Here is a 12,489-nt window from a genome sequence, read left to right as displayed (position 1 = left end):
TTGGTGGCGGGGTTTATTGTCGTCAGGCTGCGCGCAGCTGCATGCTGCCGTGCAGGAAATTCAATGCGGCCTTGGCGGGCAAGGGACGGCTGTAGTGGTAGCCCTGGATTTCGTCGCACTGCCAGCCGTGCAGCAGCGCGCGCTGGGCTTCGGTTTCCACGCCCTCCGCGATCACCGTCATGCCCAGGCTGTGGCCCAGGCCGATGGTGGCCTGCACGATGGCGCTCTGTTCCTTCACCGTGCCCATGTCGCGCACGAAGGACTGGTCTATTTTCAGCTTGTCGATGGGGAAGCGGCTCAGGTAGGCCAGGCTGGAAAAGCCGGTGCCGAAATCGTCGATCGACAGCCGCAAGCCCAGCGCGCGCAGGCGCTGCAGCAGCACGATGGCGCTTTCGGCGTTCTCCATCATCACGCCTTCGGTGATCTCGAGTTCTATGCAGGAAGGATCGATATGGGTGCTGGCCAGCAGCGCCTCGATGTGAGGCAGGAAGCCCGGCGCGGCGAACTGGCGCGGCGAGATGTTCACCGCGATGACCAGCCGGCGGCCGCTGTCGGCCTGCCACACGCTGAGCTGGCGGCACACTTCTTCCAGCACCCACTCGCCGATGGAGACGATCAGGCCGGATTCCTCGGCCAGCGGAATGAAGCGGCCCGGGGCCACCAGTTCGCCGCCGCGGCGCCAGCGTATCAGCGCCTCGAAGCCGATCAGGCCGCCGTGCGACAGCGATTGCTGCGGCTGATAATGCAGCTCCAGTTCCTTGCGCTCCACCGCACGGCGCAGTTGCGCTTCCAGGTCCAGCCGCTGGCCGGCCTGCGCATTCAGGCTCTCGGAGTAGCGCACCAGCGTGTCGCCGCCGGCCTGGCGCGCCGCCTGCAGCGCGGCGTCGGCATTGCGCAGCAGGGTGTCCGGTTCGGCGCCGTCCTGCGGGTAGCACACCGCGCCCAGGCTCAGGGTGGTGAACACCTCGTGGCTTTCGCATACATAGGGCTGGCCGGCCTTGGCGCGCAGCGCCGCGATGGCGGCGTCGAAGCCGGGGCTGTCGCGGCGGCCCTGGTACAGGATGGCGAAGTTGGCGCCGTCCAGCCGGTACACTTCCCCGCCGCTGGCTTCGGCCGCGTGCTGGATGCGCCGCGCCAGGCCGATGATCATGCGGTCGCCGAAGCCGTGTCCGTAGCCGCCCACGATGCGCGAGAAGCGGTCTATGGTGCCCAGCACCACCGTGTGCGGCCGCGCCGGCAGGCCGCGCAGCCGCGCTTCGAAAGAGCGGCGGTGGGCCAGGCCGGTCAAGGGATCGTGCCCGGCCTGGTGCGCCAGCTGCTGCTCGACGCGGAAGCGCTCCCGCACGTGGTACAGCAGGAAGCCGCCGGTGAGCAACGCCACCACGTCGAACAGGTGCACCAGGCGCGCCATGCCGGCGCCGGTGGAACGCTCGATCAGCACCGACAGCGCGACGCTGGCGGCAATCAGGCACACCAGCAGCGCGTAGGCGGTGCGGCGCGAATTCCAGGCTGTACTCATATCTGCTCCCTAAATGGTGGATGAGGCGGATGGACCAGAAGAAGACGAGGAAGACGAAGAAATCGCTGCGGCGCAGGCCAGGCTGACGCATCGCATCAACTCGTCGCCCTGGAACGGTTTGCTGAGAAAGGCCGCCGCCCCGCCCTGCTGCGCGCGCTGGCGCACTGCAGGCTCGGGGAAGGCGGTCAGGACGATCAACGGCACCGTGCAGCCCTGGCGGCGCAGATGCTCAAGCAGCTCAATGCCGCTCATGCCCGGCATTTGCAGGTCGCTGATGATGCATTGGCTGTTGTGTTGCGCGCCGGCGGCCAGCAGGCTCTCGGCGCAATCGAATTCGGCGGCGGCGTAGCCGTAGGAACGCAGCAGGCTGCTGACGGCGCCGCGCACGTCGTCATGGTCATCGACGATGGCGACGCGGCATGGGCCCTGGGCTGAACTGGAACTGGTAAAACTGGACACGGCGTACTCCCTGAAACATCATGGGAGCACGATACAGGCGCCGCCGCGGCGGCGAAATCATACATGGGTATAGTGCGGCTATACCCTTGGCTGGTTCAACGTGGGCGCGCCGTGTCGATGCCGAGCGCTTCGGCCATGCGCACCAGGTCGGCGAAGGTGCGCGCCTGCATCTTGCGCATGGCGTTGCCGCGATGGATCTTGACCGTCACCTCGCTGGTGCCCACCAGCCCGGCGATCTGCTTGTTCATCAAGCCGCTGGCCGCCAGCGCCATGATCTCCCGCTCGCGCGGGGTCAGCGACTGGTAGCAGGCCTGCAAGGCCTGCTGCGCCCGGCCGGCCTCGCGCCGGGCGCGGTCCGCCTCCAGCGCCGCGTTCACCGCGTCGATCAGGTCCTGGTCGCGGAACGGCTTGGCCAGGAAGTCGAGCGCGCCGGCCTTCATGGCGCGCACCGACATCGGAATGTCGCCATGGCCGGTCATGAAGACGATGGGCAGAGCCACGCCGTCGCGATTGAGCTCGGCCTGGAAATCGAGCCCGCTGATGCCCTGCAGCCGCACATCGAGCAGCAGGCAGCTGGCCGCTTCCTCGCGCCGGTGCGCCAGGAACTGCGGCACCGAGCCGAAGTCGCAGACGCGCAGGCCCACTGAGCGCAGCAGGCTGGAAATGGCAGCGCGCAGCGGCGCGTCGTCATCCACGATATAGACGATCATGCCGCCCCCTCCAGCGTGTTGCGCTCCAGGGCCGGCAACGAGAACAGCAGCACGGCGCCGCCGGCCGCGCCCTCGGCCTGCGCACCGGCCCAAATGCGCCCGCCATGCGTTTCGATGATGGAGCGGCAGATCGGCAGGCCCATGCCCATGCCGTCTTCCTTGGTGCTGAAGAAGGCATCGAACAGCTTGGGCAGATGATCGGCGGGAATGCCGGGACCGGTGTCGGCCACGCTGCACGTCACCCCGCCCTCGTCGCAACTGCGGGTCCGCAGCGTCAGCACAGCCTGGCCGGGCGCGCAGTGCTGCATGGCCTGCATGGCGTTCATCAGGAGATTGATCAGCACCTGCTGCAGCTGCACGCGGTCGCCGCGCACCAGCGGCAGGCCGGGCGCCAGGTCCAGCTTCAGCGTCACCTGGTGGCTGGCCAGTTCGCGCCGCACCAGGCCGGCCGCTTCCAGCGCCACGTCGTTCAGCGCCAGCGGCAGATGGCGCGGGTCGCTGCGGCGCGCCAGCGCGCGGATGCGGCGTATCACCTCGCTGGCGCGGCCGGCCGCCTCCAGCAGGCTGCCGATGGCGGCGCGCGCCTCGTCCAGGTCCGGCTGCGGGCGGTTCAGCCAGCGCAGGCTGGCCTCGCCGTTGGTGGCGATGGCGGCCAGCGGCTGGTTCACCTCATGCGCGATGGAGGCGGCCAGCTCGCCCAGCATGGTCACCCGGGTGACATGGGCCAGCTGCGCCTGCGAGCGGTGCAGCGCCTCCTCGCGCGCGATCAGCGCGTTGGTGGCGGCCTGCCAGCGCAGCGCCAGGTAGGCGGTGATGCCGACCGCCGCCAGGCTGACCAGCATGCGGCCGGACGCCGGCCCGGAGAACATGGCCGCGTGCGACAGCGCATAGGCCAGCAGCGTCAGGCCCAGGCACACGGCGCTGGTCAGCATCACGCCGCGCCGGCGCCACACGCTGGCCGACAGCAGCACCACCACCACGTACATGACGGCGATAGCCACGTCCAGCGGCGTGAATGCATCAACAGCGAATATGGTCAGCGTCAGGCCGACCAGCAATAGCGACAGCAGCGGACTGCCTTGAACCCTGACCATGCCCGGCCTTCCTCAAACGGATTGGTATGGTCATATTATAGTTCGATGGCAACAGGAATGACCTTAGACCAAAGTATGATATTGGCCAGTTCCGAGGCCGGCTCGGCGCGCCCGAAGTAATAGCCCTGCAGGCCGTTGCAGCCCATGCGCCGCAGCGCCTGCCACTGCGCCTCCGTTTCCACGCCCTCGGCCACCACGCTCAATCCCATGCTGTGCGCCAGCGTGACGATGCTGCGCACGATGGTGGCCGCGTGCGGAGTGCGCAGCATGTCGCGCACGAAGGAACGGTCGATTTTCAGCTGCTCGATCGGCAGGCGCTGCAAATAGCTGAGCGAGGAATAGCCGGTGCCGAAGTCGTCCAGCGAGAAGCCCACCCCGCTGGCCTTCAGCTGCGCCATCTTGGCGATGATGTCGTCCACGTCCGCCAGCAGCATGCTTTCGGTCAGTTCCAGTTTCAGCAGGCGCGGATCGGCCCCGCTGGCGGCCACGATCTGCAGCACATGGTCGGCGAAGCCGGGCTGGCGGAACTGGCGCGCGCTGACGTTGACGGCAATGGTGAGCAGGCGCGTGCGCTCCGCCCCCGCCCACAACGCCAGCTGGCGGCAGGCATTGGCCAGCACCCAGTCGCCGATATCGATGATCAAGCCGCTGCGCTCGGCCTGCGGGATGAATTCGGCCGGCGGCACCAGTCCCCGGCGCGGATGCTGCCAGCGCAGCAGCGCCTCGGCGCCGGTGGGCAAGCCGTCCGCGTCCACCACCGGCTGGTAATGCAGCACCATCTCGCCGCGCGCCAGCGCGAAGCGCAGGTCCGATTCGAGCATGGCGCTGGCGTCCAGCGCGGCCTGCATCACCGGATCGAAGAAGCGGAAGGTGGCGCGGCCGGCCGCCTTGGCCTCGTACATGGCAAGGTCGGCCTGGCGCAGCAGATCGCCGATGGTGTGGCTGCCGGCGCCAAACAGCACCACGCCGATGCTGGGCGTGCTGCGCAGCTCGTGCCCGTCCAGTGGATAGCACAGGCTCAGGGCGTTGACCACCTTTTGCGCCACCACTTCGGCATGGGCGGCCGCTTCGGGCGCGCCGGCGCCCAGGTGTTCGAGCAGGATCACGAACTCGTCTCCGCCCAGGCGGGCCACGGTGTCGCTGTCGCGCGTGACCTGCTGCAGGCGGAAGGCCACCATTTCAAGCAGGCGGTCGCCCATCTCGTGGCCCAGCGTGTCGTTGAGGGATTTGAAGTTGTCCAGGTCCACGAACAGCACCGCGCCGTGGCAGCCGCCGCGTTCGCACTTGGCGATGGCGTGGCCCAGGCGGTCCAGCAGCAGGCGGCGGTTGGGCAGCTTGGTGAGGCCGTCGTAGAAGGCCAGGTGGGCTATTTCCGCCTCGGCCAGCTTGCGCGCGCTGATGTCCATGCGCGTGCCCACCATGCGCAAGGCCGTGCCGTCCGCCGCGCGCTCGCTCACCTTGCCCCGGCTTTGCAGCCACACCCAGTGGCCGGCGCGGTGGCGCATGCGGTATTCGGCCTCGTAAGAGCGGCTGGCGTCGCCCAGGTGGCTGGACAGCGCAGCGTCCAGCGCATCCCAATCGTCCGGATGCACCAGGGAACGCCAGCTGCCCGGATCCTGCGGCAGCTGGCCCGGCAGGTAGCCAAGCATGGCGGCCGCGCGGCCGTCCCCGGTGCGCACGTCGCGCGCCAGATCCCACTCCCACAGCCCCAGGTTGGCGCCGTTCAGCGCCAGTTCCACCCGCTCGGCGGCGGCGGCCCGCTCCTCCTCGCGGGCCTGGGCCAGCCGCTCCAGCGCCATGCGGCGGCGCTGCGCCAGCGCCAGGCCGCCCGCGCCGGTGGCGCCGGTCAGCAGCCAGGCCAGGCCGCTGATCCAGGCCATGCCGTGCCAGCCAGCCTCGATGTGCGCCTGGTCGCGCGACAGACTCACCACCAGCGACTTGTCCAGCCCCAGTTCGCGCAGCTGCATGGTGCGCTGGACCACCAGGCTGCGCCCGCCGGCCAGCACCGTCAGCGGCATGGCGCTGCGCTGGTGGTAATGAAAGAAGGGATCGGAGGCGGCGTCGGCGCGCATGGCGGCCGGATTGGCGGGCACGTACAGGATGCGGTGGCCGCCGTCATCGGTAATGGCGCTGCTCATGTCGGGCGCGTACAAGGCCGAGCGCATCACCGCGTCGAAGTACTCCGGGTTCAAGATGGCGCTGACCGCGCCGGCGTTGCGCCCCTCCCCGTCCACCATCGCCAGCGACAGCTTGATGTTGAACACGCCGGGCGTGTTCTCGAACGGCTGCGACAGGTACAGCGTGTCCGGCGAGCGCATGCTGGCCACCTGGCTGGTGTAGCCCTTGTCGTCCAGGCGCGCATCGCGCAAGTCGTCGTCGGACAATTGGATGCGGCCTTCGCGGTCCACCACCACCAGCGCGCGCACGCCCGGCATGGCGCGCTTGAGCGACTGCAGCAGCATGCGGCGGCAATCCTGCGCGCAGGCGCCGCCCGGCCCGCCGGGGGCGCCGAAGCTGCCGAAGGAGCTGACCGCATTGCGCGCGCTGTCGAGCGCATTGCGCACGCCCTCCAGCTGATGGCGCAGGTTCTCATCGATGATCAGGGTCTGGATGCGCATGCGCTCGATGTCCGAACCGAGCAGCAGGCTGCGCTCGGTCCAGATGAAGTACACAGCCATCAGGCTACCCATCAGCAACACCAGCGCCAGCACCAGCCACTCGGCAGTGGCGCGGCGCGGACGCCGCCAACGGGCTAACAATTCGACTGGCATGGCTCCCTCCGGTAGATGACAGCCGCGGCGCTGCGGCGATGTGACAACTATAGGCAAGCGCGGCACGCCTGGAAATCAGATCTAGGTATGCGAACCCATACCAAAGTGTGATATCAGACCGGTGGCGCTGGCCGTGCCCGCGCCTTACAATGCAGGGTAGTCCGTGTAACCGCGCGCGCCGCCGCCGTAAAAGGTGGACGGATCGGGCGTGTTGTAAGGGCCGTTGCGGGCAATGCGCGCCACCAGGTCGGGATTGGCGATGAACTGGCGGCCAAAGGCGACCATGTCGGCATGGCCGTCCTGCACCAGCTGTTCGGCCTGTTCCGGCGACAGGCCGGCGTTGGCGATCACCATGCCGCTGTAGTTGTCGTGCACCAGCTGCAGCAGCTGCGCCATGTCGCTGGTCCCGCCCCATGCGTTGGTGTCGGCGCCGTGCACGTAGCCGATGCCGTAGCTGTCGAGCATGCGCAGCACGTAGCCGTAGGTCTCGGCGGCATTGGCGTCGATCGCGTTGTTATAGAGTGCGTACGGCGAAACACGGATGCCCACACGATGGGCTGGCAGCACCTGCAGTACCGCCTCGATCACCAGGCGCAGGAAGCGGGCGCGGTTTTCCACGCTACCGCCGAATTCGTCGCTGCGGCGATTCACGTGCGGCGACAGGAATTGCTGCGGTAGATAGCCGTTGGCAGCGTGGATCTCAACGCCGTCCAGCCCGGCGCGCAGGGCGTTGGCCGCGCCGGCGCCGAACTCGGCGACCGCCGCATGGATTTCGTCCACGCTCATGGCGCGTGAGGGTGAGGCGGCCAGGCGGGTGTAGTGGCCGTTGCGAAGCGCGCCGTATACCTGCAGCATGCCCAGGTCGTCGTTGAAGCCGGACGGCGACAGCGGCTGGCGGCCCTCGAGCAGCGCGTGGCTGCCCACGCGGCCGCCGTGCCACAGTTGCATGAACAGATGGCCGCCCCCGCTATGAACGGCGTCCGCAACCAGCTTCCAGCCGGCCACCTGGGCCTCGCTGTAAATGCCGGGCGCCAGTTCAAAGGCGGCGGAATCGGGCGAGACATTGGTCGCTTCGCTGACGATCAGGCCGGCGCTGGCCCGCTGCAGGTAATATTCCGCGTTGAGGGCCGTCGGAACGCCGCCCCCGCCTGCGCGGGAGCGCGTGACGGGCGCCATGGCAATGCGGCTGCTGAAGGTCAGGCCGCCAAGGGTAAGTGGTTGCAAGAGGTTTTTCATATTCGGCTCCGTGTAAGTGATGCCTCCACTGTAGCGTTGCAGGGGCGCGCCGATAAGCGGGACGGCGCCGACAACACCGTTGCGCTGTGCGCAAAGATGAGGGAATAGCAGATGGACCGTTTTGCGGAATTGAAGGCGTTTTGCCTGGTCGCTGCCAGCGGCGGGTTTTCCCCTGCGGCGCGCCAGCTCGGCATGGCCGCGTCGTCGGTGACGCGGCTGGTGGACGCGCTGGAAAAGCGGGTTGGCACGGCGCTGCTGAACCGTTCCACGCGCAAGGTGACGCTGACCGACAGCGGCGAGCAGTATTACGCCAGCGCGCAATCGATCCTGGCGCAGCTCGACCAGGCCGACGACGCGGCAGCAGCCCGCCACGGCCACGCCGGCGGCTTGCTGCGCGTGACCGCGCCGGTGACGTTCAGCACCATGTTCATCGCGCCACTGCTGGGGGAGCTCAGGCGCCGCCATCCCGGGCTGGAGCTGGACCTGCACTTGAGCGACGCGGTGAGCAACATGGTGGACGAGAGCATCGACGTGGCGATCCGCATCGGCGAAGCGCAGCAGCAGCCCAACCTGATCGCGCGCCGCCTGGGTGGCCATCAACGCGTGATCTGCGCCAGCCCTGCCTATCTGCAGCAGCACGGCACACCGGGCACGCCGCAGGACCTGCTGCGCCATAACTGCCTGCTGTTTTCATACGGGGGCACGCGGCGCGGCTGGCGCCTGCAATGCCTGGGCCAGAATCAGGATCAGGAACCGGGCGGCTGCGCCGAGCTGCCGGTGCGCGGCACGCTCAGCATCAACAACTCGGAAATGCTGCGCCGCGCCGCGCTGGATGGGGTGGGCATCGCCATGCTGCCGGACTGGCTGGTGCGCGCCGACGTGGCCGCCGGCGCGCTGCGCCAGGTGCTGGGCGGCTACCAGGCCAACCCGGGCCCGATGGAGGTCGGCCTGTACGCCATGTACGCCGCCAACCGGCGCGGCTCGCAGGCGATCAAGGCCTTTGTCGACCTGCTGGCCGAGCACCTGGCGCAGCAGCAGGCCTGAAGCACGCCGATGGCGCGCCGCTAGTGCGCCGCGCCGTGCAGCCGCAGCGGCTGGCGCGCCAGCCGGAAGCGCCCGACCAGCCCGGCCAGCACGCCGGCCTGGTCGCTCAGGCTGCCGGCCGCCGCCGCTGCCTGCTCCACCAGCGCCGCGTTCTGCTGCGTGACGGCATCCATGTCCGCTATGGCGGCATGCACGTGGCCGATGCCGATGCTTTGCTCGCTGGACGCCTCCCCTATGCCGGCCAGTACGCTGCGCATCCGGTTCACGCTGGCCACCACTTCATCCATGGTGCCGCCGGCGTGGGCGGCTTTCGCGCTGCCTTCGGCGATGCCGCGCACCGACGCGTCGATCAGGGCCTTGATCTCCTTGGCGGCGCTTGCGCTGCGCTGGGCCAGGCCGCGTACCTCGGCCGCCACCACCGCGAATCCCCTGCCCTGCTCCCCTGCCCGCGCCGCCTCCACCGCCGCGTTCAGCGCCAGCAAATTGGTCTGGAACGCGATGCCGTCGATGACACCCGTGATGGCTTCGATGCGGCTGGCGCTGGCATGGATCTCATTCATGGTCTGCACCACTTCGGCCACCGCGTTCCCGCCCCGGTGCGCCACCTCGCCCGCCTCGCCGGCCAGCCGATTGGCGTGCCGCACATGCTCCGCGTTCTGCGCCACGGCCTGCGTGAGCTGCTCCATCGAGGCGGCCGTCTGCTCCAGCGAACTGGCCTGGCTCTCAGTGCGCGCCGACAGGTCCAGGTTGCCGGTGGCGATTTGCGAGGAAGCCGAGGCGATCGTGCCGGCGCTGGTGCTGATGGCGCCTATCATGCCCGCCAGGTTCTGCTGCATGGTCTTCATGGCCTGCAGCAGGCTGCTCTCATCGCCGGGCGCGGTGGCGACGGCCATGCCGAGATTGTTGGCGGCGATCTGCCGCGCCACCTCCACCGCGTATTCCGGACTGCCGCCCAGCGCCCGCTGCAGGCTGCGGTTCACCAGCGCCACCACGCCCGCCAGCAAGACGCACAGCAACGCGGTCAGCCCCAGCGCGCGGTACAGCGAGACACGGAAAGCGGCGTCGATATCGTCCGTGTACACACCTGCCACCAGCGCCCAACCCCACGGCTGGTAGCTCACCACGCGGCTCAACTTGTTGGACGGTTCCTTTTGCCCCGGCCGCAGCCACAAATAGGACAGGAAGCCCTCGCCCTGCGCGGAGCTTCCCAGCCGGGCCACCTCGCGGAACACATAGCGCCCGTCCGGGTCGCGGAAGTCGCGCATGGACTTGCCGTCGTTGGCCGGGTTGCCGGGATTCTGCACCGCCGTGCCGTCCAGCCCGAGGATGGCGATATAGCCGTCTTCGCCGAATCGCATGTGGCGCAGCACGCGCCGCGCTTCGGCCTTGGCGTCGGCGTGGCTTAGCTCGCCGGCTGCCGCTGCCGAAGCGAGGCCGCGCACGATGGACAGCGCTGCCTGGTCCACGTCGGACAGGTTGGACTTGCGCTCGTCGTAGCGCAAGGTGCGGGTTTCAAAAGCATGCAGCACCGACAGGGCGCAGATGCACAGCAGGCTGGCCGCCAGCGGCAGCCAGAGTTTCTGTTGAAAGGTCAGGCGATTCAGGCGTTTCATGGGCGCGCTCCGTGTTCTTGGGAAGAATGCCGACTTTAGCGGCACGGCGGGGGGCCGGGAATACGCGCTGCGCGGCGAGCTGTTTTGCGCTTGGCGCAATGAAGTAGCAGCGCCGTCTCTCCCTTAGTCCAGATAGACGTTCAATCGCGCGCTGCGCAGAATGGCGGCTCCACTCAACCGAAAGGAAGCTGCCATGACCACCACCCGCACCATCAACACCGTTACCGCCCGCGACGGCACGCTGATCAATTTCAAAGACTGGGGCCATGGTCCGGCCGTGGTGTTCAGCCACGGCTGGCCGCTGCAGGGCGACGCCTGGGAAGACCAGATGATGTTCCTGGCCGAACACGGCTACCGCGTTATCGCGCACGACCGCCGCGGCCACGGCCTGTCGAGCAAGCCATGGCACGGCAACGACATGGACACCTACGCCGACGACCTGGCCACGCTGATCGAAGCGCTGGACCTGAACGGCGCCACCCTGGTGGGCCATTCCACCGGCGGCGGCGAAGTGGCGCGCTATGTCGGCCGCCATGGCACCGGCCGCGTGGCGCGCGCGGTGCTGGTGGGCGCGGTCACGCCGCAGATGCTGGTGGGCCCGGCCAACCCGAACGGCGTGCCGATGGAAGTGTTCGACGGCATCCGCAGCGCGGTGCAAGCCGACCGTTCGCAGTCCTTCAAGGACCTGACCATGGCCTTCTACGGCTACAACCGCGACGGCGCCAAGATCTCCGAAGGCGTACGCGACACCTTCTGGCTGCAGGGCATGCAGTGCAGCATCCGCAGCGCCTACGCCTGCATCAAGCAGTTCTCTGAGACGGACTTCACGGAAGACCTGAAGAAGATGACGGTGCCGACCCTGGTGATCCACGGCGACGACGACCAGATCGTGCCGATCGCCGCCACCGCCCGCCGCGCCGTGGAGCTGCTGCCGAACGGCACGCTGAGCGTGTACGAAGGCGCGCCCCATGGCCTGCCGACCACCCACAAGGACAAGCTGAACGCCGACCTGCTGGCCTTCCTGCGTTCCTGATCCAACACCATGGCCGCGACCAACATCAGATTCACGTTCCCGCTGCTGGCCGCAGCCATGCTGCAATTCGCGCCGCTCACATGGCTTGCGCCCCCCGCGCAAGCGGCGGCGCCGCAGGTGCGCAGCCAGGCGCCGGGCTACTACCGCATGCTGCTGGGCGAGTTCGAAATCACCGTGCTGTCCGACGGCACCCACGCCTTCCCCATCGATACGGTGATGAAGCACATCACCCCGGAGCAGATCGGCCGGGACCTGGACAATGCCGGACTGGCGCAGCCGGTGCAGGGCTCCATCAACGCGTTCCTCGTCAACACCGGCAAACGCCTGATCCTGATCGATGCCGGCGCAGGCGCGCTGTATGGCGACTGCTGCGGCAGGATGCTGGAGCACTTGCGCGCGGCGGGCTACCAGCCCGAGCAAGTGGACACGGTGCTGCTCACACACCTGCACAAGGACCACGCCGGCGGCATCCTGCGCCAGGGCGCCGCCGCGTTCCCGAACGCCGTGCTGCGCATGGCGCAGGGTGAAGCGGACTATTGGCTGAGCCGGTCCGCGCAGGACGCGGCGCCGGAATTCCTGCGCAGCTTCTTCGACAGCGCGCGGGCCGCCGTGGCGCCGTACCAGGCCGCCGGCCGCTTCCAGCCGTACGCCGCTTACGGCCAGCTGGAGCCCGGCATCCGCGCCCTGCCGGCGCCGGGGCATACGCCGGGCCACGCGGCCTACCTGGTTGAAAGCCAGGGCCGCCAGTTGCTGGTGTGGGGAGACATCGTGCACGTGGCACCGCTGCAGTTCCCGCACCCCGACGCCACCGTCAAATACGACAGCGACGCGGCGGGCGCGCAGCAGCTGCGCCGTCAGCTGCTGGACATGGCGGCCAGCCGGCAGATGGTGGTGGGAGCCGCCCACATCGCCTTCCCGGGCCTGGGGCGCATCGGCAAGGCGGACGCCGGCTATCGCTGGCTGCCGGTCAACTACGAAGGCACGCCGGGCAAGGACTAGCAATGCCCCGG

At 68.7% G+C, this 12,489-nt stretch carries 10 protein-coding genes; 3 read left to right on the top strand and 7 right to left on the bottom strand.

What is annotated here, in order from left to right; genetic code table 11:
* Positions 1–22: 22 nt before the first annotated feature.
* The 6 genes from AC56DV_RS11520 to AC56DV_RS11495 all read right to left on the bottom strand — a co-directional run bounded on the left by AC56DV_RS11520 (position 23) and on the right by AC56DV_RS11495 (position 7,789).
* Positions 23–1,519, bottom strand: coding sequence for a putative bifunctional diguanylate cyclase/phosphodiesterase (locus tag AC56DV_RS11520; protein WP_496314410.1), 1,497 nt, complete (start codon positions 1,517–1,519; stop codon positions 23–25).
* A gap of 9 nt (positions 1,520–1,528) precedes the next feature.
* Positions 1,529–1,978: a response regulator transcription factor gene (locus AC56DV_RS11515; RefSeq protein WP_496314409.1), complete on the bottom strand. Its 450-nt coding sequence runs from the start codon at positions 1,976–1,978 to the stop codon at positions 1,529–1,531.
* A 95-nt stretch (positions 1,979–2,073) separates the two neighbouring features.
* Positions 2,074–2,688 carry a response regulator transcription factor gene (locus tag AC56DV_RS11510; RefSeq protein ID WP_496314408.1) on the bottom strand — a complete coding sequence of 205 codons (615 nt, stop codon included), beginning with the start codon at positions 2,686–2,688 and terminating at the stop codon, positions 2,074–2,076.
* Positions 2,685–3,782, bottom strand: a complete 1,098-nt coding sequence (locus tag AC56DV_RS11505; protein ID WP_496314407.1) for a sensor histidine kinase — start codon at positions 3,780–3,782, stop codon at positions 2,685–2,687. Before AC56DV_RS11505 ends, AC56DV_RS11510 begins: the two co-directional genes overlap by 4 nt.
* Before the next feature lie 35 nt (positions 3,783–3,817).
* Positions 3,818–6,553: a bifunctional diguanylate cyclase/phosphodiesterase gene (locus AC56DV_RS11500; protein WP_496314406.1), complete on the bottom strand. Its 2,736-nt coding sequence runs from the start codon at positions 6,551–6,553 to the stop codon at positions 3,818–3,820.
* 144 nt (positions 6,554–6,697) lie between these two features.
* Entirely contained in the window at positions 6,698–7,789 is a 1,092-nt protein-coding gene (locus AC56DV_RS11495; protein ID WP_496314405.1) for an alkene reductase, read from the bottom strand.
* A 111-nt stretch (positions 7,790–7,900) separates the two neighbouring features.
* Between AC56DV_RS11495 and AC56DV_RS11490 the strand changes: the two genes are divergently transcribed.
* Positions 7,901–8,833, top strand: coding sequence for a LysR family transcriptional regulator (locus AC56DV_RS11490; protein ID WP_496314404.1), 933 nt, complete (start codon positions 7,901–7,903; stop codon positions 8,831–8,833).
* Positions 8,834–8,853: 20 nt separating this feature from the next.
* Here the strand turns inward: AC56DV_RS11490 and AC56DV_RS11485 are convergent, their stop codons facing one another.
* On the bottom strand, positions 8,854–10,446 hold the full coding sequence (locus AC56DV_RS11485) for a methyl-accepting chemotaxis protein (protein WP_496314403.1): 1,593 nt from the start codon (positions 10,444–10,446) through the stop codon (positions 8,854–8,856).
* Between the two features lie 193 nt (positions 10,447–10,639).
* Between AC56DV_RS11485 and AC56DV_RS11480 the strand changes: the two genes are divergently transcribed.
* Positions 10,640–11,479, top strand: coding sequence for an alpha/beta fold hydrolase (locus AC56DV_RS11480; RefSeq protein WP_496314402.1), 840 nt, complete (start codon positions 10,640–10,642; stop codon positions 11,477–11,479).
* A 57-nt stretch (positions 11,480–11,536) separates the two neighbouring features.
* Positions 11,537–12,478, top strand: a complete 942-nt coding sequence (locus AC56DV_RS11475) for an MBL fold metallo-hydrolase (RefSeq protein ID WP_496314722.1) — start codon at positions 11,537–11,539, stop codon at positions 12,476–12,478.
* Positions 12,479–12,489: the final 11 nt, after the last annotated feature.

This window comes from Massilia sp. BGA-UO-ETr-WB1 (genome assembly GCF_059567845.1).
This window is presented reverse-complemented; position numbering and strand designations above follow the sequence as displayed.